20 protein-coding genes are annotated in these 23,494 nt (G+C 44.5%); 16 read left to right on the forward strand and 4 right to left on the reverse strand.

The window, feature by feature from the left end:
* Positions 1-183 precede the first annotated feature (183 nt).
* The 3 genes from CXF62_RS12040 to CXF62_RS12050 form a co-directional block, all read right to left on the reverse strand.
* Positions 184-618, reverse strand: coding sequence for a barstar family protein (locus CXF62_RS12040; protein ID WP_228153232.1), 435 nt, complete (start codon positions 616-618; stop codon positions 184-186).
* A gap of 16 nt (positions 619-634) precedes the next feature.
* Complete coding sequence (locus tag CXF62_RS12045; protein ID WP_102094547.1) at positions 635-1,387, reverse strand: ribonuclease domain-containing protein; 753 nt, start codon at positions 1,385-1,387, stop codon at positions 635-637.
* 121 nt (positions 1,388-1,508) lie between these two features.
* Positions 1,509-2,810 (reverse strand): glutamate-5-semialdehyde dehydrogenase, encoded by a 1,302-nt coding sequence (locus CXF62_RS12050; RefSeq protein ID WP_102094548.1) that lies wholly within the window; start codon positions 2,808-2,810, stop codon positions 1,509-1,511.
* Between the two features lie 431 nt (positions 2,811-3,241).
* On the opposite strand from CXF62_RS12050, the gene CXF62_RS12055 reads away from it, so the two are divergent.
* The 10 genes from CXF62_RS12055 to CXF62_RS12100 all read left to right on the forward strand — a co-directional run bounded on the left by CXF62_RS12055 (position 3,242) and on the right by CXF62_RS12100 (position 15,070).
* Entirely contained in the window at positions 3,242-3,547 is a 306-nt protein-coding gene (locus CXF62_RS12055) for a hypothetical protein (protein ID WP_102094549.1), read from the forward strand.
* A 348-nt stretch (positions 3,548-3,895) separates the two neighbouring features.
* Positions 3,896-4,693, forward strand: coding sequence for an ABC transporter ATP-binding protein (locus tag CXF62_RS12060; RefSeq protein ID WP_102094550.1), 798 nt, complete (start codon positions 3,896-3,898; stop codon positions 4,691-4,693).
* Between the two features lie 337 nt (positions 4,694-5,030).
* On the forward strand, positions 5,031-5,831 hold the full coding sequence (locus tag CXF62_RS12065; RefSeq protein WP_185156656.1) for a transporter substrate-binding domain-containing protein: 801 nt from the start codon (positions 5,031-5,033) through the stop codon (positions 5,829-5,831).
* A 151-nt stretch (positions 5,832-5,982) separates the two neighbouring features.
* Positions 5,983-6,879, forward strand: a complete 897-nt coding sequence (locus tag CXF62_RS12070; RefSeq protein WP_102091643.1) for a transporter substrate-binding domain-containing protein — start codon at positions 5,983-5,985, stop codon at positions 6,877-6,879.
* Positions 6,880-6,951: 72 nt separating this feature from the next.
* Positions 6,952-7,899: an ABC transporter substrate-binding protein gene (locus CXF62_RS12075; RefSeq protein WP_102094552.1), complete on the forward strand. Its 948-nt coding sequence runs from the start codon at positions 6,952-6,954 to the stop codon at positions 7,897-7,899.
* Between the two features lie 608 nt (positions 7,900-8,507).
* Positions 8,508-9,242 carry an ABC transporter permease gene (locus CXF62_RS12080; protein WP_057758316.1) on the forward strand — a complete coding sequence of 245 codons (735 nt, stop codon included), beginning with the start codon at positions 8,508-8,510 and terminating at the stop codon, positions 9,240-9,242.
* A gap of 12 nt (positions 9,243-9,254) precedes the next feature.
* On the forward strand, positions 9,255-9,980 hold the full coding sequence (locus tag CXF62_RS12085; RefSeq protein ID WP_101205569.1) for an ABC transporter permease: 726 nt from the start codon (positions 9,255-9,257) through the stop codon (positions 9,978-9,980).
* Positions 9,981-10,109: 129 nt separating this feature from the next.
* Entirely contained in the window at positions 10,110-10,826 is a 717-nt protein-coding gene (locus tag CXF62_RS12090) for a fumarylacetoacetate hydrolase family protein (protein ID WP_102094553.1), read from the forward strand.
* Positions 10,827-11,123: 297 nt separating this feature from the next.
* Positions 11,124-13,340, forward strand: a complete 2,217-nt coding sequence (locus tag CXF62_RS12095) for a PhoX family protein (RefSeq protein WP_102094554.1) — start codon at positions 11,124-11,126, stop codon at positions 13,338-13,340.
* A gap of 236 nt (positions 13,341-13,576) precedes the next feature.
* The gene (locus CXF62_RS12100) at positions 13,577-15,070 is read left to right on the forward strand and encodes a PGAP1-like alpha/beta domain-containing protein (RefSeq protein ID WP_102094555.1); all 1,494 of its coding nucleotides are present in this window, start codon (positions 13,577-13,579) and stop codon (positions 15,068-15,070) included.
* 84 nt (positions 15,071-15,154) lie between these two features.
* Here the strand turns inward: CXF62_RS12100 and CXF62_RS12105 are convergent, their stop codons facing one another.
* Positions 15,155-16,135: an Hsp33 family molecular chaperone HslO gene (locus CXF62_RS12105; RefSeq protein WP_102094556.1), complete on the reverse strand. Its 981-nt coding sequence runs from the start codon at positions 16,133-16,135 to the stop codon at positions 15,155-15,157.
* Between the two features lie 376 nt (positions 16,136-16,511).
* Here CXF62_RS12105 and CXF62_RS12110 point away from each other — a divergent pair, with 376 nt between their 5' ends.
* From CXF62_RS12110 to CXF62_RS12135, 6 genes are all read left to right on the forward strand, one after another.
* On the forward strand, positions 16,512-17,486 hold the full coding sequence (locus CXF62_RS12110) for a glutamate/aspartate ABC transporter substrate-binding protein (RefSeq protein ID WP_180958124.1): 975 nt from the start codon (positions 16,512-16,514) through the stop codon (positions 17,484-17,486).
* A 97-nt stretch (positions 17,487-17,583) separates the two neighbouring features.
* A complete protein-coding gene (locus CXF62_RS12115; protein WP_057758328.1) occupies positions 17,584-18,330 on the forward strand; it encodes an amino acid ABC transporter permease in 747 nt (248 codons plus the stop codon).
* Positions 18,327-18,995: an ABC transporter permease subunit gene (locus tag CXF62_RS12120; protein ID WP_101205580.1), complete on the forward strand. Its 669-nt coding sequence runs from the start codon at positions 18,327-18,329 to the stop codon at positions 18,993-18,995. Before CXF62_RS12115 ends, CXF62_RS12120 begins: the two co-directional genes overlap by 4 nt.
* A 185-nt stretch (positions 18,996-19,180) precedes the next feature.
* Positions 19,181-19,912 (forward strand): amino acid ABC transporter ATP-binding protein, encoded by a 732-nt coding sequence (locus CXF62_RS12125; RefSeq protein ID WP_185156658.1) that lies wholly within the window; start codon positions 19,181-19,183, stop codon positions 19,910-19,912.
* 256 nt (positions 19,913-20,168) lie between these two features.
* Positions 20,169-21,386, forward strand: a complete 1,218-nt coding sequence (locus tag CXF62_RS12130; protein ID WP_102094558.1) for an FAD-dependent oxidoreductase — start codon at positions 20,169-20,171, stop codon at positions 21,384-21,386.
* Positions 21,387-21,694: 308 nt separating this feature from the next.
* Positions 21,695-23,482 carry an AMP-binding protein gene (locus tag CXF62_RS12135; protein ID WP_102094559.1) on the forward strand — a complete coding sequence of 596 codons (1,788 nt, stop codon included), beginning with the start codon at positions 21,695-21,697 and terminating at the stop codon, positions 23,480-23,482.
* Positions 23,483-23,494: the final 12 nt, after the last annotated feature.

Below are 23,494 nucleotides of genomic sequence, written 5' to 3' on the forward strand. Positions count from 1 at the left end.
TGCTTGTGTCTTTATCTGGTTGCCACTCATTTGAATTCTATACACACCCTAATCCTTTCTGTAAAATAAATTAACCTGAATTCGGGATAAATATGGCTTTATCTCGAATTCAGGTTTCTATGATGACGAATAATTATCGGTGACTATCGGCGGTCGGGCTTGCAATATACAGGCTTTTAGCGACTAACTTTCTAACTTATAAGCTTCATCCTCAGATGGCACGATGATCCACAATTGTGGTTTGCCAAATTCTCTAAAGGCATCCTCAATGATGCTTTTAAAGACATTGAAGTCCTCAGTGTTTATTCTTTTGACGTCTGTCAAATCCAGCCTTAAATGAATTACCTCACTGTCTGTTAGACAATCCCATGCACTGTCCCAGTTGTGCGAAAAATGACTAGGAAAATCACAAGCCTTAGCCAAACTCGTCAATAGCTCAGTTTTTTCGAGCGTGTCACCGACGGCTATAGTAACAGCCTGCGCAGGAATGCTAGTACCCAGTGCTGTACCGTTTTGGTTAATGTGGTCCTGATTAACATGGCTTTGACTAACATAGTGGATGGCTTGGTTCATACTTTCTCGATTCATATCGGCTTTGTCCGTATTCGCTTGTTTCATATCAGCTCGTTTCATATTAAGGCACCTGTAGTCTTTGGAAACTATCATAATGGTCGACAGTCAAGTAATAGACAGTAGGTGGGTTGCCACCAGTGACGATACGCCGTGCGCCGCGATGAGAGACACCAGGGGTGGGTACGGTATATTCGCGGTAGTAACCTTGTGACTGGGTGGGTAGTCTGCCTTCACGGTTATAAAATGTCGTGCCATCTTTATTTGGATACGGAAACGGGCCGCCTTGCTGAATAAGCGCAATCGTATTATCGACCTGTGCGTCACCTGTTATTCCTGATACTGCGGCCTGACTCGTATTATTAGCGACGTCCTGCGATACCGTTGTCGACTCGATGCTATCAGCAAGCAATGTCGAATTTAAATCGCCAAAGAAATAGAAAGCGACGGCGATTATAGCGATAAGGCTAAATAGCGTAGAGCCTAAGCTTCTTTTATTGGGTCTGCTATTGTGACTGCTACGATTTGAGTTACGAGTGCGTTGATTGCTATTTCTATTAGCATTAGTAGGTGTATAGTTTGGAATATCTGATGCAGTATCTTGGTCAAGGCTCAATGAAGACGAGGTCACTTCAGTGGCTCTTAATTGATTTTTGTCGTTACGGGCACTGTTAAAATAGACGTTTTGACCAACCGTTATAGGCTTCGCCAACTGTGCTTTGCTAATATGAAAGAACACATCTTCACTTTGATTATCTACATCGATAAAGCCATAGCCTTTATCTTCGTTCCAGTGCTTAATCTTGCCACTTTGCATGCTCGTACCGCTCCCTATAATTTAAATGCCTTAACTAAAATACTTATGATGCAAACGAAGAAACGCCAGCATAATTGCTGACGTTTCTGATTACTCGTTTCGATAGTCGATGCTAGTATGATTAAGCACGGGTTTCGCCATGACCATAAACGATCCATTTCTGTGAAGTCAGACCTTCGAGACCGACAGGGCCGCGCGCATGGATTTTGTCCGTTGAGATACCAATCTCAGCACCGAGACCGTATTCAAAACCATCAGCAAAACGGCTAGAGGCGTTAATCATAACGCTGGCCGAGTCCACTTCACGGATAAAGCGTTGCGACTTGGTATAGTTATCAGTGATGATGACATCGGTATGATGGCTGCCGTGCGTATTGATATGCTCAATCGCTTCGTCAATACCTGCGACCACTTTTACCGCTAGGATAGGAGCTAAATATTCAGTATCCCAATCCTCAGCCGTGGCAGCGGATAAATGACCTTCAAGCTTAGCGTTTTCATTTAGGATAGCTTGTGACTTGTCATCAAGGCGTAGTTGCATTGCATCATCAGCAGCGACGATGGCCTCTGCTATTTTAGACAATAGCTCATCTGCGACTGTTTCATCGACCAGTAGCGTCTCCATCGTATTACAAGTGCCGTAGCGATGTGTTTTGGCATTGACGCTGACCTTAATCGCAATCTCAGGATCCGCATCACTATCGATAAAGGTATGACAATTACCGTCTAAATGCTTAATTACAGGTACTTTGGCATCGTTGCTAATACGCGCAATCAGACCTTTACCGCCACGTGGTACGATGACATCGACATATTCAGTCATGGTAATCAGCTCACCAACGGCTGCACGATCGGTCGTCTGTAGCACTTGTACACTATGTTCCGATAGATCAGTATGACTAAGTCCTTTGATGATACATTTGGCAATCGCTTGGTTAGATTCAAATGCTTCAGAACCACCGCGCAAGATAATAGCATTGCCTGATTTGAGTGCCAGTGAGGCAGCCTCTAAAGTCACATTAGGGCGCGACTCATAAATCATACCGACTACGCCAAGTGGCACCCGCATTTTGCCCAAATGAATACCCGATGGCTGATAGGTCATGTCAGTGACTTCACCGATTGGATCAGGAAGGCCAGCGACGTCTTTAAGACCTTGTAGCATACCGTTAAATCGTGCTTCGTTTAGCTCCAAGCGATCGAGGAGTGCGCTATCAAGATTGTTTTTTTGACCGTTGTCCATATCGATTTTATTGGCAGCCAAAATATCTTGTTTGGCATTGACCAGCTCATCATGAATGGCCAAGAGTGCTGAATTTTTATCGCCAGTATTGGCAGCAGCGAGTGCGCGAGAAGCAGCTCGTGCTTGCTTGCCGACAGACTGCATATAGGTCGTAATATCCGTAGTATTCGATTGACTCATAAATTATTTTCCTTATGTGGTACAGGTTTTTTATAACTAAAAGCGCCCAGTTTTATATAGGTAAAAGTACCTAAAAAGGCGAAAAATGTCGCAAAAAAAGAAGTTTTGAATGCCTACTGAAATAGCGATAGGTCATTATGCTATTTAACATAGAGCAGATTGAGGCGATAGTAAAGATGATTTTGTGAACAGAATCCGCTTTGTAGCGCTCTTGTAGGGGCTTATTCAAAGTAATATTGTTCATGCTAAGCAATATTTATTTAAGATAGCCGCGTTATCAGTACTACACTATATCTTTACGTGTTTTTAACAGAATTGCGCTGTAAATACTAAGGTAGCTGCGAGATATCCTCAGTATAGTAAGCATTAAAACAGCAAGGCTATCAGTAGATAGTACTTAATCTTATTATGATGAGTGATGGAGAACGAACATGGCTACGAAAAATACAACTTATAAAAATTGGTTAACGGTTGGCTTGGTAGCAGGCGCTCTGGCATTAGGTGCTTGTAGCAAAAAAGACGAGACACCGATGGAGACTGAAGCTGATACTACTGTAGACGCTCAAACCTCTGTAGAAGAAAGTGCAACAGCAAGCGACAATGATGATGTGGCCGTTGCTAGTGCCGATGATGAAGGTATGGACGTTACCAATAACGATGATGTGGCAGTGGCGACAGCAGAAGATGCGGATGTGATGGATGGTACTGAAGACTCAGAGCATGTATCGACGTATTAATCGCATATTATAGAATATATTAGCTACATCATAAGTGTACTAACTAGATACTATAAATAGGCAGTTATCAGATAACACAACGTCTCGTATTCTAAAGTGATAAAATAAAGCCCAGAGCGATAAATGCAGTCTGGGCTTTTTTGTATTCGCGGTTTGCTAAAAACTGATTAACCCGTTGGTTAAATACAATATTTGCCTTTTTACTGTGTAATAAGAGACAATATGGCATTTTTCTCTTTGCCTCATCAGGCATATTACGATAATGCATCTAGATGCTTGTACTATATATAGATATAGCTCTTATTTTATTCGTGTTTTCACTCATATTTATTGGAAGTCTGCTGAACCATGCTTGATACTGCAAAAAACCCGACTCGGCCTATCGCCCTAGACTTACAAGACATCCATAAAAGCTACGGCTCATTAGAGGTACTAAAAGGGGTATCCCTGACTGCCTATGATGGCGATGTTATCTCTATTTTGGGCTCATCTGGCTCAGGTAAGTCGACGTTGCTGCGTTGTATTAATCTTCTAGAAAACCCAAATCATGGTCGTATCTTGATCGGTAATGAAGAGCTGATGCTAAAGCCTGCCAAATCAGGTGAGCTACAAGCGGCAGACGTGAAGCAGCTAGAAAGCTTGCGTGCACGCGTCGGGTTTGTCTTTCAGAGCTTTAATCTGTGGCCGCACAAGACCATTTTGCAAAACATCATCGAAGGGCCAACGCAGGTCTTGAAGATTAAAAAAGACCAAGCGATTAGCGATGCGGAAAAACTACTCGATAAAGTCGGCCTGCTCGACAAAAAAGACGCTTATCCTGCGAACTTATCTGGTGGTCAGCGTCAGCGTGTCGCTATTGCTCGTGCGCTTGCTATGCAGCCACAAGTTCTACTATTTGATGAACCAACCTCTGCGCTAGATCCTGAACTGGTCAACGAAGTACTTGCGGTAATGCGTGAGCTAGCAGAAGAGGGGCGTACAATGCTTATCGTTACTCACGAAATGCGCTTTGCCCGTGAAGTATCAAGCAAAGTCGTCTTTTTACATCAAGGTGTGGTTGAAGAAATTGGCACACCTGAGCAAGTCTTTGACAACCCTACCTCTGAGCGCGTCAAAGACTTTATGGCATCACACCGTCCTACTTAGTTATTAATTATTAGTTTTTCGCTTAATATCATGTCCAATACAAATGGTGGCAACACGCTTGCCACCATTTACCCTACCAAATGTAAAATCACTGTAACGTAACCATTGTTGACTGTTTATTGCCCAATGATAACTATGAGTATGCAAAACGTTTGTTTTTGATATTTTACTCAGGTATTATCAAAAGGTTTATAGGTCGTCACGTCTCGTGGCTGTCTGTTATTCTGCTATCTATATTGCTTGTCTGGCAGGGACGTCAGAGAACAAAATATCAGCACCCTAAGTCAGAAAATCCTGTCAAAAACTTATGTAAAACCCATCAGAATTTAAGGAACGTATGATGTCGAATTCTCGCCTATTGTGGTCATCGATGACCGTTACTGCTGCATTGATGTTGAGCGCTTGTAGCCAACCTGCCGATGAAACTACCGATACCAACGCTGACGCCCCTGCAGCAGAAACCACTGGTAAAACCATTCGTATCGCTACCGAAGGCGCTTACCCTCCATTCAACTATACCAACGCCGACGGCAGCTTGGCAGGTTTTGATATCGATGTTGCCAATGCATTATGTGATCAAATGCAAGCCAAGTGTGAAATCGTTGCACAGGACTGGGACGGTATTATCCCAGGTCTATTGGCACAGAAATATGATGCGGTGATTGCAGGTATGTCTATTACCGCTGAGCGTCAAGAAAAAGTTGATTTCAGCGAGCCATACTTTGCCAATACGATGGTATGGTTGACCAATACGGATGGTAGTTTTGATCCTATGGCGATTAAAGACGCAACGCTTGGTGGTCAACGTTCTACTACGCCAGGTGCTTATCTACAGGATAACTACGAAGGCAAAGAAGGCAACACAGTTCAATTGTATGACAACTATGACAATGCCTATCTAGATCTAAAATCTGGTCGTAGCGATGCCGTATTGGCCGAAAAAGTTTCTGCCAAATCATGGTTAGCAGAAAATGCAGCGGGCTTCGGTATCGTTGGTGATGAAATTGATAACGATGACAATATTGCCATTGCTGTACGTAAAGGTGACTCACTCAAAGCTGACTTTGACAAAGCATTGAGCGAAATCCGTAGTAACGGTGAGCTTGCACGTCTTGAGCAGATGAACTTTGGTCAATAATGACTCACTGAAGATTTATGCTTAGAACAAGTAACGTTTGATGCGAGTAATGCTAAAACTGGGCATTTTTCAAATAAACGGTGTTTATAATCATAAATCAGCAAGCAGTGATTGACGATACAGCTGGTAAATATATTAAGGAATAAAACTTATGACAATTTCAATGACATCATCAATGAGTAAAAAAGCATTGTGGCTAGCACCGCTTAGCGCAGCAATGCTAATGCTGGCAGGTTGTAACAATAGCTCAGCACCAGCAGAAAATGCTGAAGCTGATACCGCTACTGAAGCGCCTTTAAATATCAAAATCGCTACAGAATCAAGCTACAAGCCTTTTAGTTATACCGATGCAGATGGCAAGCTGATTGGTTACGAGATTGAGCTAGTTGACGCACTATGTGCACAAATGAAAGCTGAGTGTGAAGTCATCTCTCAAGATTGGGACGGTTTGATTCCAGGGCTTAACGCACAGAAATTTGATGCAGCTATCGCAGGTATGTCTATCACGCCTGAGCGTAAAGAAGTGGTTGATTTTAGCGACCCTTACTTCCATAGCGGTATCATCTTGATCGGCAAAAAGGGTGATGACTTAAGCGTTGAGTCGCTAACAGGCTTACCAATTGCCTCACAGCGCTCAACTGTTGCCTCGCAATACCTACAAGACGAGCATGCAGATGCTGATATCAAACTATACGATACGCAAGACAATGCCTATCTAGATCTAACCTCAGGCCGTGTGCGCGGTATGATGTCTGACAAAGTAACGGGTATCGACTGGTTAAAAACAGACGCAGGCAAAGGTTACGAAGTTAAAGGTGAAGAAATCAGCACCAATGATGACGCAATGGGTATTGCTTTCCGTAAAGGCGATCCGTTAATTGCTAAGTTCAATGCAGCATTGGCTGAGCTAAAAGACAACGGCACCTATGATCAAATCACGGGTAGCTATTTTGGTACTAGCTCAACGGCTGCTGCGCAAAAAGCTGTGGCAACAACTGATAGTGTCGAAGAAGTAATGGTCGCTGAAGAAGAAGCGCCAGCTAACTAATACGATATCTAGTAGTTTGACTGCTGTTGTTTGAAAACGTGTTGTTTACTCAAGAAAAAACCAAGGATGATCATGAGCAACCATTGTGCCCCAATCTGTGCCACGACTGGCAAATCTAACATTACTGTAGCCAGTCGTCTGTCTATGTCATTGCTCGCACTAGCGACGGCCTTTACCGTTGCTGGCTGTAGCAATAGCCAAGAGAGTGCAGCTGATACCAATCCAGAGGCTACCAAAACAACGGCAGCGTCTACAGGTGATGTATTACGCATCGGTACAGAAGGGGCCTATGCACCTTTTAACTATACCAATGCCGATGGGACACTGGGTGGTTTTGATGTTGAGATAGCAAATGCACTTTGTGCGGATATGCAGGTCACTTGTGAGATTGTGGCGCAGGACTGGGACGGTATTATTCCTGGTCTAAAAGCAGGTAAGTACGATGCAATCGTGGCCGCGATGTCCGTTACTCCAGAGCGTTCGCAGCAGGTGAGCTTCACCGATCCGTACTTTAGCAATGCCTTGGTTTTTTTGGCCAAAAAAGACAGCAGCTTTGATCCTAGCAACAACAGCGATATCGACTCGCATTCTATTGCTGCACAGCGTTCAACTATCTCATCGCAGTGGCTAGAAGACACGTATCCAAAAGCCGATATGAAGCTTTATGATACGTTGAGCAATGCGTTTTTGGATCTCGGTTCAAACCGTGTCGATGCGATGATTTCTGATAAGCTGCCTGCCATAGAATGGCTGAGCTCAAATGCTGGTAGCAAATATGCGCTAAAAGGTGATGAGATCGATATTAATGATAACTTTGCGATAGCGGTACGCCCAGGTGATCCGCTACAAGCAAAGATCAATCAGTCTCTTGCCAATATAAAAGCAAACGGTACTTACGATAAAATCAACCAAAAGTACTTTGCGGTGCCAGCGTCTGCAACGAGTACAGTTGATGAAGACGCAAATACAGGCACAGATACAAATACTGCCGAGCAACCAGCGACAGAAAACGCTAGTTAATAGCTAACAGTAGTTAGAGATAGCAGTCAAAAAATATTGTTTTGATCAATAAAAGGATATCGCCTTCATGGTGATGTCCTTTTTTATTTGTCGTTATATCAACAAATATACATCGTAGCGGCCTACCAATTTTGCTCAAACTTAGTCGGCTTATTGTATGTCTCTAGAGGCAAGTGTCTGTTTAAGTACGGTTTAGGCGCAGCTTTTACGCGTCAGTATTAACATCATGGCGAGTGAATATGATAAAATCAGCGCTCATTTCTACTGTGTCAATTATCGCAGCGTTAATCGTATTCTTCTGACGTCATTTTTTGATGCCGACCATCCCTATTGATTTGGTATAAAATACGGTGTTTTGCCGCGTTCAGCTATTGATGCTGATTCTTTTAACTCATATTTTGCTAGGGCGTGTCTTCATTTTAAAAATGGTAATAAAAATGAGATAAATTGCAGTCAAACAAGGAAAATAGCGCAAATAATATCGAGATATTAGTCAGCTATTTGACGCCGTTTGGCAAGATTTAGCCGTTTTTAAACCATTTAGATGTCTATCGATTGAATTGAAGACATGCCCTAACTGCTAATATAAAGAGACTGAGTGGATAATCGTGTTTGACTTACAAGGATTTGGCGCGCTTTTATTAAGCGGCGCTACCGTCACCATACAGCTAGCTGTGACCAGTTTAATTATTGGTCTGGCTTTAGGCTTGCTCGGCGCAACCGCAAAGATGTCCAATATCTGGTTGCTGCGTAAACTTGCGACTGTCTATACTGCGACGATGCGCGGTATTCCTGAGCTGCTATTGGTGCTCTTTATTTATTATGGCGGCTCTATCTTATTGATGAGCATCCTCAAAAAGTTCGGCTATAACGACTATGTCGAGATTAGCGCTTTTTGGGGTGGTGTCATGGCACTGTCTATTGCTTTTGGTGCATATGCGACTGAGATTTTTCGCATGTCCATTCAAGAGATTCCAGTAGGGCAGCGAGAGGCTGCGCAAGCGATTGGTATGCGTCCTTTTCAGACTTTTTATCGCATCACGTTGCCGCAAGTGTGGCAGATTGCTTTGCCAGGTTTGGGTAATTTATTTCTGGTACTGCTCAAAGATACCGCATTGGTATCGGTCGTGGGTCTCAAAGACATCATGTATCAGTCATCGCGTGCGGCACAGTCTACACAGCAGCCATTTACCTTTTATATGGCAGCAGCGATTATTTATTTGGGTCTGACCATGTTGATTACTGGCTTTATGATGTGGCTTGAGTGGCGCGCCAATCCTGCGGCACGCTATGCCAAAAAGATAAGCCGTCAATCCACTCACAGTCAATCGACCATAGGGTAGAGGAGAGATACTATGGATTGGAATTGGCAGGTCATTTTTGACCATATCCCTGATTTACTAGGCGGCGCGGTATTGACCGTACAGCTGGTTTTGTTTTCAGGTGTGATTGGATTGCTGTTTGGTTTGGTTTTGGCGTTATTACGACTGTCTAAGAATTGGGTGGTACAGATACTACCATTCCTGTATATCTTCTTTTTCCGTGGTACGCCGCTGCTGGTACAGATATTCCTGATTTATTATGGTTTAGGTCAATTTGAGGCCGTACGCGAGTCGTTCTTGTGGGAGCCGGTACTTAGCCAAGCATATTGGTGTGCCATCATCGCCTTTACCCTCAATACCAGTGCTTATCTCGCAGAGATTATACGCGGGGCGATTCAGACGATTCCGATTGGAGAGCTTGAAGCGGCTGATGCGCTTGGTATGTCAAAATGGCAAAAGCTAACACGGGTTACACTGCCGCGCGCATTTGGTATTGTGATTCCAGCGTACAGTAACGAAGTTATCTTTATGCTAAAAGGTAGTGCGCTAGCTTCAACTATTGCATTGATGGATATCACAGGTGTTGCTCGTACGATTAGTGCGCGTACCTATACCTTGATGGAGCTATTCTTTGCCGCTGGTATCGTCTATCTACTGCTGTCGTGGGTTATCTTGTTTAGCTTTAGAATGTTTGAAAAACGTATGAACCGCCACGCCAGTTATGTACCACCAGATGTCGTGACCAATACGATTCCATAGTTAGCAGTTAGCAGTTAGCAGTTAGCAGTTAGCAGTTAGCAGTTAGCAACTAAAAACCGTCAAAGTCACTGTAGACAATATAGTATGGACTGCTGATAAAATAGCCATCATTTACAGGGAGAGTTTAGTATGAGCCAATCGCCACACGAGTCATTAGCGAACGCCATTGCAGCTGGTGTCAATGCCGAGCAGGGCGCTATCAATCATAATAAAAGCCTACGTACCTCTATTGGTAAGGTAGTTTGTGTTGGTCGCAACTATGCGGCACATGCTGCAGAATTGGGCAATGAAGTACCAACCACGCCGATACTGTTTATGAAACCTGCGTCTTCAGTGGTCTCTATCCGTAGTGATGTGGTTCGCCCAAGTCCAGAGCTGTTTGGTGAGACTCACTACGAGGCCGAGCTATGTATTCAGTTATCAGCTGATTTATCTATGGCGACGATTGAGCAAGCTCAGCAAGCCATTGGTGGGGTGACATTGGGACTGGATTTGACCTTGCGTGATTTGCAAAGCAAGCTAAAAGAAAAAGGTCATCCGTGGGAGCGTGCTAAGTGTTTTGACGGAGCTTGCGTCCTTGCTGATTGGCTCGACCCGCAAGCGTTTGGCAATCTGCAGAATGTACAGTATCAGCTGTCTATCAATGATAAATTAACGCAAGATGGCGATAGTGCCTTAATGCTATTTCCTGTCTATGAATTACTGGTCAATATCAGTCACGCCTTTAGCTTGCAAGCAGGGGATGTGATTATGACTGGTACGCCAAGCGGTGTTGGTGTGTTGCAAGCAGGCGATCAGCTTAAGCTAAAACTGGGTGCTCATGAGTGGGTATCACAAGTACAGTGAGCTTGATTGCAATAACAGACGCATATTAAAAACCCTGAGCAATTGCTTGGGGTTTTTGCTTTTAAGACTTTATATTTATTTCTAAAATTTGCTAACGGCCAAACAATGCTAGCTATCTAATCATTCTATTTTTCAATAATCGTCAGTACATTCGATTGTCATCAGTTTGTCACCTATTGTTCAGCGTGCTGTCATAAAGGTTGAGTAGACTTAAGCGGAATTCGTATTTTTGTGGTCGTAATGATAAAGCCGCGATCAACTCTCTGCCAATCTAGCCTAATAGCAAGGTGACTGATAATGACATTATTGAACAATGAGCGAACGCTTGCCCACGAAGTGGTTGAAGACTCCAATCCTACTAATAATACTGACTTTCAGACGATTATCAATCGTCGATTGAACCGCCGTAGTATCCTAAAAGGTGGCACAGGGTTGACGGCTGCTGCGTTTTTTGGCGCATTACCTTTGGTCGGTTGTAGTGAAGACGACGATAGCAGTATTGTTGGTGATGACAATAATGCCGCTATCCCTGCACAAGGTGATCTAAAGCGTCCTAATACCCTAAAGTTTGAGGCAGTCGCGCATTCAACAGCTGATACGATGACCGTAGCAGCAGGCTACAAGGCAGAGATGATATTACCGCTGGGTACACCGCTGAACTCTGGTATTGAGGATTGGAAAGACAATCGCGAGCAATCAGCAGAGTCATTTGAATGGCGTATGGGTGACAACCATGATGGGATGTGGTTCTTTGGCAAAAACGGTAACGCTTACGATGCCAAAGCGTCAGAAAACAGCTTGTTAGTCATGAATCATGAATACGTTAATAGCAGTGAGCTTAGCCCATTTGGCTATTACGTCACTCAAGATAACGAAGCTGCGCCTATCTTTCAAAACCGCCGTCTCGCAAGCGACGTCCGCCGTGAAGTCAATTGTCATGGCGTCTCAGTGGTCGAGTTAACTCGCCGTGCAGATGGTATGGGTTATGAGATGGTACCTGACTCTAAATACAATCGTCGTATCACCAGTAGTACAACAGCACAATTGGCTGGCCCTGTGGCAGGCTCTGCTCTGGTCAAGACCAAGTTTGATCCGACAGGCTATCAGACTCGCGGCATCAATAATAACTGCGGCGCAGGTCTGTCACCGTGGGGTACTTATCTGACTACCGAAGAGAACTTCTTGGGGGTGTTTGCCCGTGGACAAGATGCCAGCCAATTGAGCGCTGGTGATAACTATGCGCGCGAGCGCTACGGTGCGGTGGAGGACTTCCCAGGTTGGGAGTATCTATGGCATACCCCAGAGGCAAAGGATGCCAAAATAGCAGACGAGTTCTCACGCTGGGATATGACAGCTGTCGGTGCGAGTGCTGCTGAAGATTATCGCTACGGCTTCAACACTTTTGGTTATATTACTGAGATTGACCCATTTGACCAAAACTCTATACCGCAAAAACGTACCGCACTGGGCCGATTCGCTCATGAAAACTGTGCGTATGCTCCTGTTGAGCAAGGTAAGCCAGTGGTGTTCTACATGGGTGATGACGCCCGAGGTGAGTACATTTATAAGTTTGTCTCCAAAGCGATGTGGTCAAACTCGGACATCGGCGGCGGACTAAAAGCAGGTGACAAATATCTGAATGACGGCACGCTATACGTGGCGGTATTTAACGAAGATGGTAGCGGTGAATGGAAAGCTCTCGTCCATGGTCAAAATGGACTGGATGCTTTTAATAGTGTACTGCCATTCAATGGACAAGATGAGGTATTGGTCTTTGCTCGTGCAGCTGCCGATGCTGCTGGTGCTACTAAGATGGATCGACCTGAATGGGTATCGGTCAGCCCTATGACGGGTGATGTCTATGTGACATTGACCAATAATAAATATCGCGGTGTGCGTGACGACCAGCCTGTCTCAGCTTCCAATCCGCGTAGCTATCAATCAAGCGGAAAAGCGCTTGGTAATGACAATGGTCACATTATTCGCTGGGCAGAAGCGGGCGGCGACCATGCCGCAACGAGCTTTGAGTGGGATATTTATCTGTTTGGTGCGCCAAGTGATTTATCGGCAGAAAACTTATCTCAGCTAAATGATAATAATGACTTTTCTTCACCTGATGGGCTATATTTTGACCCGCGCGGTGTCTTGTGGATTCAGACAGATGACGGCGCTTATACCGATACCAGTAGCTGCATGTTGCTCGCGGCTCTACCAGGCAAAGTCAGTGATGGCTCGATGACGACCACATCGGCAGGGCAGTCGACCCGAGTCGGCACATCTGCTAGCAATGACAATATTAAACGGTTCTTTGTTGGTCCTGAAGGATGCGAAGTAACAGGTATTACCATGGCACCAGATTTTAAGACGCTGTTTATCAACATTCAGCATCCTGGCAACACATGGGGCGCTGTCGCTGGCGGTAGTATACCTCGCTCAGCGACTGTGATGATTACTCGCGAGGATGGTGATGTCATACTGGCAGAATCATTTGTTACAGCTGATAGCACGACATAGATAGATAAGCTGTAAGCGAATAATAGAAATAACCAAAATGCTCACGACCATAAGAATCCCAAGTTAAGGCTTGGGATTTTTTATTGTCATATTGATTTGATGGCTAACGAGACCGTCTATCACTCATCTGGCTCTGCTAATCGTCATCTCGCTCTAAAGTCAAACCATTCACTTCTCTTTGCTGCCGTTACAGGATAATATAGACCATTACTTCTCTCGCTGAATGTGCAAATATTATGAGCAGTCCAAATGTGTTTTATAACAACGGTGTTAGTGACAGCGACGCTCAAAACGATAGCAGCTATACTCGTACTCACCATGAGCTCGATGCGCATTTTGTCCCAGATGCGAGTGTACCGCTACACAGTCATCTATATGAGCAAATCGACCAACTCGAAGCCATCGATATGGATGAACTGGTTAAGCTACTAGCAGATTCAGATGACAGTGATGAAATCAACAAAACACCTGTATCTCTGGCTGATTTTTTTGAAGGATTGGCGCAGCTTGCTACCATGGGTGTGGTTGAGGTTACAGAAATCGTAGAAGCCATCCACCGTGAAGTTATTCTGCGTCCGCTAGGCCGCTTCAATGACAAACATTTAAATAAATGGTCGCGCGGATTTACTGGACGTATCTATGGCACGATACGTCATGTCATGCAAATGGTCGGTAATAATCTGGCGTCTGTACTACGCATATACAAAAACCTGATTCTCCAAAAGTCAGTGCAGCCACTACCAGACTCACTAAAAAAACTGGTCAATGTACTCAATGGTGTCATGGGTGACCATCTTGTCAACAATCAAAATGCGCTCGCCATTCCGATGATGCTATACACTCAAGACGGCAAACCACAGAATGAAGTGCTATCAGGCCGTATCGCTATTTTGTGCCATGGTCTATGCATGAGTCATTTGAGCTGGCAAGCCCAAGCGGATAATGATTTAGGCGAGGCCATTCATGTCAGCCAGCCTGATACCACGGTGTTATATTTGGATTACAACACAGGTCGCCGTATCTCGCGTAGCGGCCGTAAGTTCTCTCAATTGCTACAAGCGCTGGTCGCTGACAACCCAAATATCAGTCAGATAGATCTTGTTGGACATAGTATGGGCGGTTTGGTCTCTCGCAGCGCACTGTTTTATGGTGAGCAAGATCGCCTAGACTGGACCAAGCGCGTGGGCAATCTCATCACGCTAGGTTCGCCGCATCATGGGGCAGTCCTTGAGCGTATCGGTAATTATGTGCAAGACGTCATTGCCAAGCTACCGTTTGCAGGCTCACTGGCCAAGCTCGGTGATATGCGCAGTGCCGGTATTATCGATCTGCGTCATGGCAGTATTCGTGATGCGGATTGGAAAGCATTAGAAGGACGTAGCGTACTACCACAAGACTTTCGCCATCCTGCACGGCTGCCAAGTGGTATCAAAACTTACTTTGTCGCCAGTGCGTTGCTTGAGACGCATTATGATTCTAAGGTAACGGATCTGCTAGGAGACAGTTTGGTATCCGTCGCTTCAGCATTGGGTGAAGATGACGCTGAGCATGCCTTATTTGTGCCAGATGGTAATAAAGCGGTGTTTTATGGTGTTAATCATATGAACTTGATTCATAGTAGACGGGTGCGCGAGCAGGTTGTTGAATGGCTACTTGATAATGGTCGAAATGACTACGCCGGACGTCCGTGCATACATTCTTATCCTAGAAGTTTGGATGTGGCGGTGTAGTGATTTAATGTGAAAAACAAAAACCCTCAAGCATGACGCTTGAGGGTTTTTTTATAAACATTGACTTATAGTAAGTAAGAAAACTTACTCAGCAAATATCGCTGCTACATCATCTTTATTGAATTTATAGACTTCACCGCAGAATCCACAATCCATCTCAAATGTACCGCCTTGCTCTTCGACGATGTCTAATGCTTCTGCTTCACCAATTTGCTCGATTGCCATTTCACACTTCTCGCGTGAGCAAGTGCAACCAAATGATAGAGGCGCAGGCTCAGGGGCAACAATGTTTTCTTCGTGATACAAGCGATAGAGTATTTCGTTAGCATCCAGTGTCGTTAGCTCTTCTGGTTTGACCGTGCGCGTCAATACAGACAAGCGCGTCCATAAATCATCATCGATACCCGCATCTTGGTTTTGCTCAACTTCAGACGTTTCTTCAGCAGTACGCGGTAGCATTTGTACCAAGATACCACCAGCTTGCAGGCCATCAGATGCCAAGTTAATTAACGTTGGAATCTGGGCTGATTGCTTTTGATAATGCGCTAAGCAGTCCGCTAGATTGTCATGGCTACGCTCAACGATACCTTGGTATGGCTCACCGCCATCAGGCTGAATATTGATAAACAATACGCCTTGTCCCATCGCACCAAGCTCAGCAAAGGCTTCTTTGGCATGGGTCATATTGTCCCACGCTTGTACTTGCTCATCCGTCTCGCCTTTCCAGCTAGCAAGCGCACGAATGATACCGTCTTGATCGCATTCTGCCATCGCCCAGTTTAGTAAGCTGTCACTGTCTGATGATTGCAACTGAATAGACAGGCGACCATTGATTTTGACCGTACTGATTAGCAAACTCGCTGCGGTCAGCATCTCACCTAATAAGCGTTTGATGGCTTCTGGGTAGGGCTTTTGTGCAATCGTGCTTGCGTAGCTGCGTGATAGACGTACCACATCACCGCGCACGGGAGAGTCTTCAACAAAGAAACGTTGGCGAATGTCGTTGCTGCCATGGTTGCCAGTAGTTTGGCTGTCCGTATTTGGGACTTGGATATCTTGAGTCATAAGTCATTTGTAATATAGAGAAGTTGTTTGCTTTATGGGGATTACTGCCGATTTATCAATCTCACTTAGCAGACTGTTTTGATGATTATGAGTAGTAATTGTCAATAATTAGCTTAAACAACCAAGCAGCTGTTTGTACAAAGTTCTGAGTAGATAGCCGCTATGAGCCAACATTTTATAGCCAGAATATAAACATATTCATAAATATGTACTCTCTCAAAAAAAATTCACCCTCTACTGCAAATTTGTTGTACAGTAACATTAAGTTGCATTGTGATAAACAACAGCAACAACCGTACGGATGCGGGGCAGTCGGGTCAATCAGACCTATGTCGTCCAAGCACTCACTCAATCTTGCGATAAAAGGATGTATTTCATGACATACTCATTTTCCAAACCGTTGACTTTAGCTGCTGTTATGGCATTAGGTTTAGCGGGATGTAATAACAGCAGCCAGACCAGTACTGATGCGCCAGCAGATGATGCAGCGACGACAGAAACCACGACCAACGGTACGCTACAGAAAATCAAAGACTCTGGCACTATTGTCGTCGGTCACCGTGATTCCTCTATTCCTTTTTCTTATATCGCTGATGATCCTAACCAACCGATTGGCTATGCACACGACTTGGAAATGAAAGTGGTTGAAGCCGTTAAGCAAAAGCTAAACATGCCAGACCTTAACGTTCGCTATAACCTAATTACTTCGCAAACTCGTATCCCATTGGTACAAAACGGCACAGTAGATTTTGAGTGTGGCTCAACAACCAATAACGAAGAACGTCAAAAGCAAGTCGCTTTCTCAAACGGTTTCTTTGAAATCGGTACGCGTCTGTTGACCAAAAAAGATTCTGGTATTCAAGATTTTGAAGACCTAAAAGGTAAAACTCTGGTAACGACAGCAGGCACGACTTCAGAGCGTTATATCCGTCAGTACAACGATGATAATAAAATGGATACCAACATCATCTCAGCCAAAGATCATGGCGAAGGCTTCCTAATGCTAGAGAATGGTCGCGCTGATGCCTTTATGATGGATGATGTATTGCTCGCGGGCGAAAAAGCCAAAGCAAAAAATCCTGATGAGTGGGTCATCGTCGGTACGCCGCAATCGTTTGAAATCTATGGTTGTATGATGCGTAAAGATGATCCTGAATTCAAAGCTGTGGTCGATGAAGCACTTGCTAATGTCTTTAGCTCAGGCGAAATCAATAGCATTTATGACAAGTGGTTCTTGAACCCAATCCCACCAAAGAACGTCAATCTAAACTTTGAGATGTCAGACAACTTAAAGGCCTTGATTGCCAATCCGCATGACAGCGCTCAGCCTAAAGAAGCAGCAGCGCAGTAACGCTCATTGTCCCTCAACATAGCTTGCCTATACGTTCAGATAACCAGTAATTTTATTTGACGTATAGGCTTATCAATCGTTGCTCGGAGAGACAACCATGAATTATAGCTGGAACTGGGGTGTGCTCTTTGAGCAGACTGGTATTGGCAACGAGCTCTACATCCATTGGATGATCACTGGTCTTGGCTGGCTGCTATTGATTGGCAGTATCGCATGGGCCATTGCGATGGTCGTCGGTACTATCTTCGGTATCATGCGTACTTTGCCCAACAAGACTGCTCGTGCAATCGGTACGGCTTATGTAACATTTTTTCGTAATATTCCACTGCTTGTTCAACTGTTCTTTTGGTTTTATATCGCGCCTGGCTGGCTCACGCCGACGATACAAGAATGGTGGTATAAGGATTTGTCTCCGAATACCTCAGCCATGTTATCAGCCAGTATTGGTTTGGGCTTATTTACCGCTGCTCGTATCGTTGAACAGGTACGGACGGGTATTGAGTCATTACCAGATGGACAGATTAACGCGGCCTATGCGTTAGGGTTTAGCATTCCACAAGTCTATAAAGAAGTGCTGCTACCGCAAGCATTCCGTATTATCTTGCCACCGCTCAGCTCTGAGCTGACTAATTGCTTTAAAAACGCTTCTGTGGCCTCGCTTGTGGGGGTAATGGAGCTGATTAGCCAAACCAAAACCATCAGCGAATATACTCAAAATAGTATCGAGATATATACTTACGCGACGATTATTTATTTGGTTTTCAATTTATCCTTAATCGCTATTATGGGATTGATTGAACGTAAATTGCGTGTGCCTGGGCTTATTGCGGGAGGTCAGAAATGAATATGACCGAATTGGCAACAGCCTATCCTGGTTTGATGGGTGGCATGCTTACCACTTTAAAAGTGCTGTTTTTGGCTATTTTAGGCGGTATCAGTTTAGGAACTGTACTGGCATTGATGCGCTTGTCAGGCATTAAAGCGCTTGAGATTCCAGCCAAACTATACGTCAATTACTTCCGCTCCGTACCGCTGCTACTGGTACTGCTATGGTTTTATTTTGCCGTACCGATGATTTATCTTTGGGTAGCGGGTAAGTACCTGCAACTCGATGCGGCATTTGCCTCTTGTGTGGTCGCATTTATGATGTTTGAGGCCGCTTATTTCTCAGAAGTAGTGCGTGCTGGTATTCAATCGATTGGTAGCGGGCAGGTCAATGCGGCAAAAGCGCTCGGTATGACTTATGGGCAGACCATGCGTCTGGTCATCTTGCCACAAGCCTTTCGTAAGATGCTGCCATTGATTTTGCAGCAATGTATTATTTTATTCCAAGATACGACACTGGTATTTGCCATTGGTTTGACCGACTTTTTCCGCGCAGCCTATGTTCGCGGTGAGCTAATGGGCTTACTCACGCCGTATATCCTAGGTGCTGGTGCTGTCTATTTTGTGATTAGCTTAAGTGCTTCTATTGGTGTGCAACAATTACAAAAGCGTTTGCGGTTTTAGTATAGTTATTTTAATACGGCTATCGCTTGCGCTTTTGAGTGTTAAAAGCTTGAGTATTTGATTTAACTTTTTTAAATAATGATTATCGAAAATAATGTGGTTAGGAGCCAGTGATGAGCAATGCTGATACGTACTTAAATGCCTTTGGCGGGCTGGTTACCAATAGTGGTCATGCTAGTGATGAGATGGTCATCGAGATATCTAATGTCAGCAAATGGTATGGAGACTTTCAAGTACTGACTGACTGTACGGCGCATGTACATAAAGGTGATGTCGTCGTCGTTTGTGGTCCATCGGGCAGTGGTAAATCAACTTTGATTAAGACAGTGAATGGACTTGAGCCTTTTCAAAAAGGTGAAATCATGGTCAATGGTATCTCAGTTGGTGCACCTAAGACCAACTTGCCTAAGCTGCGTAGTCGTGTCGGTATGGTGTTTCAGCATTTTGAACTGTTTCCACATCTAACGATTATTGATAATCTAACCGTTGCGCAAATCAAGGTGCTAGGCCGTAAAGAAAGCGAGGCCAAGCAAAAAGCCATGGTGTATTTGGATCGTGTCGGACTGACGGTACAAGCGGCGAAGTATCCGGCAGAATTGTCCGGTGGTCAGCAGCAGCGGGTGGCGATTGCTCGTGCGCTGGCAATGGATCCAGTAGCGATGCTATTTGATGAGCCAACTTCCGCACTTGACCCTGAGATGATTCAAGAAGTACTCGATGTGATGGTGGAGCTGACTCGTGATGGCATGACCATGATGTGTGTGACCCATGAAATGGGTTTTGCCAGTCAGGTCGCCAACCGGATTATCTTTATGGATGAAGGTCATATTGTCGAAAACTGTAGTAAAGATGAGTTTTTTGAAGGGGCGAAAAGTGAGCGCGCGCAGATGTTCTTATCTAAAATTCTCAATCACTAACGATGTTATTAGAAAAACCTTTAGATTTACATGATGAGAAGCGTCTATTTATAGGCGCTTTTTTGTGCCCGTAGCACATTTGACTATTCCATAAACCCTAGTCGATTTATACCGTCAACCATGATAGTGATATGAGTAATTACATTGTGAGCTGTATGGCAGAATAGATGAGTGAATGGCTGTTTACTGATACAATAAGGGTAATTATATTTGGCGAAATCTGATACACACAGTAATTAAGTTAATAGGAGCTTGTATGAGTGCAGAACGTTCATCTACATCGAAAGGTGTAGTAATTATTGGTGCAGGATTGGCCGGCTGGCATGTCATCGATGCGATTCGGGCGAAAGATAAAGACATTCCAATTACCTTGATTACCGCTGATAGTGGCGATCGTTATCATAAACCTATGCTAACAATGGCAATTAGCCAAAACAAAAGCGCATCAGACTTGGTGCGGGCTACGGGTAGTGAGGCGGCAGAAGCTGCGAATGTTAACTTGCTGGCTAATACGCAGGTCACTGATATTGACGCTAGCACTCAGCAGCTACAACTTGTCTCTGCGCTGCGATCGGACCCCGTTTATACCAATTACGCCACTATCAGCTATGACAAGCTGGTACTGGCAATGGGTGCTCATCCTATTTTTCCATCGAGCTTACCAGAAGATTTGGTCTGGCATGTCAATCATATTGAGCGCTTTGGACAGCTGCAAGAGAAGCTGGCAAGCGGTCGTCAGCATGTTGCCATTGTTGGGGCTGGCATGGTTGGGACAGAAATCGCTGAGGACTTGCTGAAGGCTGGTCATGAAGTAACGCTGATTGATTTAAATGATGCACCGCTTTCACAAATGCTACCGTCAAAAGCGACGGCACGTATTGCTCAAGCGGTCAAATCACAAGGGATTAACTTTTTAGGCGGCTACCAAGTGTCTGACGTCATACGTAATAGTGATGGTAAGTTGCAAGTCAGCTATGACTCAGTTGCATCAGATGCTGATAGTAATATTGCTCAGTCTCTCGAACCATTAGTCGTTGACCATGTCATTGCCAGTACCGGGCTGACGGTTGATGATAAATTGCCTGCCGCTGCTGGCGTTGAATTCAATCGCCGTACCGGTATCGTGGTCGATGCGACAACACTGCGTACTAATACTTCTAGTATTTACGCCATTGGTGATTGCATGTCTATTAATGGGGTTGCCTGTCGTTATGTTGCGCCACTGCGTGCGCAAGCTGCCACCATTGCGGATGATATTTTGGGGCATGAACATGACGGCTATGAGCATAAACCGCCGATGATTCGTCTTAAAAATAAAGCCATCTCTGTGATGGTTACTGGTGTGCCGCAAGCTGCTGGCAATTGGCAGGTAAAGACTGAAACGGATGAAGCGTTAATCATGGATTTGATAGATGATAACGATGCGGTTAGCGCGACAGTGACTATTAAAGCGCCTATCATGCCTAAAGGGTAACTATTAAAAATCTTTACACCATAGCCAATGCTGCAAACCTAATGCAGCACTGGCTTTTTTATGGCTATCGCATTTTTTGCATTAGTTATCGACTTGATAATACGTTGTATCAATCATAATCGATACGTGCTGTATCAGTTATGATTGACAGTCTTTTATTTTAGGCGCTATATTGGTTAGGAGGTAACTAGAAAGCTATAAATATAGCGATAAAGAGTATTCAAGGAAAAATATTTACCTTAGCAGCGCATTACATGCACATAAGGCAATAAAATAATAAAACTAACAGCAAAACGAAAGGATTCGTTATGACTCAGCACACCGATTTCGACAATATTCTCAATGAGAATACTCTTAATGACAGTATTCTCAATAATGTTCCCAAAGTCAATATAGGCGCGCGCTCAACGAATGCGCCACTCACCCAAAGCCATGATAAAGGACTTGATGTGCCGCTGATTGAAGCGACCATCGGTGACTTTTTCGATGCTATTGTTAATAAATATCCTGAGCGTGAAGCCTTGGTTTCTCGCCATCAAAATATCCGTTGGACTTATCGCGAGCTACAGGAAAAAGTTAATCAGTTAGCCAGTGCCCTGATTGAGATGGGGCTTGAGATAGGGGATCGTATCGCTATTTGGTCGCATAATAATGCGGAATGGCTGCTGATGCAATTAGCGACAGCAAAAATCGGCGTCATCTTAGTCAATATCAATCCTGCCTATCGTACCTTTGAGCTGCAATATGCGCTGAATAAACTGGGCTGCTCGGCCTTGGTATTGATGCGTCATTTTAAAACCAGTGATTATACGCAAATGATTCGTGAGCTATGTCCTGAAATTTATCATAAAGACTATACTCAGCTTGATTTGGTCGAGATTCCTACCATCGAGCGCATTATTTGGATTGATGAACCAGAGAGTGATGAGGACTTTAATTTTATGCAGAAGTTCTCTACGTGGATGGCAGAGGGTGATGCAAACGACCCTCGCGTAGCGGAACGCCAAGCCTCGCTTAAGAACACTGATGCTATTAGTGTGCAGTTTACCAGTGGCACGACCGGCACACCCAAAGGCGCCACCTTAACGCATCGTAATATCTTGAACAACGGATATTTTATGGGCGAAGGAATGAGGCTCACCGAAGAAGATAGGCTATGTATCCCATTGCCACTCTATCACTGCTTTGGCATGGTGGGTGGCAACTTAGCTATTTTGACCCACGGTGGTTGCGCGGTGTATCCCAATGATGGTTTTGATCCGTTGACAGTATTGCAAACAGTGGAAGCAGAAAAGTGTACTGCTCTGCTGGGGGTGCCAACGATGTTTATCGCGGAACTTGATCATCCGGAATTTGATAGCTTTGATTTATCTAGTCTGCGCACCGGTATTATGGGCGGCTCAAGCTGTCCCATTGAGGTCATGCGCCGTGTCATGGATAAGATGCACATGAGCGAGGTGACCATTGCTTATGGCATGACCGAGACCAGTCCAGCCTCTTGTCAGACCAGCTCGCAAACGCCCCTTGAAAAGAGAGTATCTACCGTAGGAATGGTGCTACCAGCGCTTGAGGTCAAAATCGTCGATACCGAAACGGGTGAGGTCGTCCCGATTGGAGAGACGGGCGAATTACTGACATACGGCTACGCGGTCATGAAAAGCTATTGGGGCAGCCGTTTTAAAACCCGAAAAGCCATTCAGGATGGTTGGATGCACACGGGTGATTTGGCAACGATGGACGAAGATGGCTATATTACGGTGGTTGGGCGTAGTAAAGATATGATCATTCGTGGCGGCGAAAATATTTATCCAGTAGAAGTCGAAAATTATCTCTATCGCCATCCAAAAATTCGTGATGTGCAAATCGTTGGTGTTCCTGATAAAAAGTATGGTGAAGTACTGGCGGCGTGGATTATTGCCAAAGAGCCGAGTGGCTTAAACGAAGAAGAGATAAGGCAATTTTGTCGTGACCATATCGCTCATTATAAAGTGCCGACCTATTTTCGCTTTGTGACTGACTATCCAATGACCGTGACTGGTAAAATTCAAAAATATAAAATTGTTGAGCAAATGATAGAGGAGTTGGGCTTGGAGTGATTTGAAACTCTT

Origin of the sequence: Psychrobacter sp. MES7-P7E (assembly GCF_002863645.1) — a bacterium.
Classification (GTDB): domain Bacteria; phylum Pseudomonadota; class Gammaproteobacteria; order Pseudomonadales; family Moraxellaceae; genus Psychrobacter.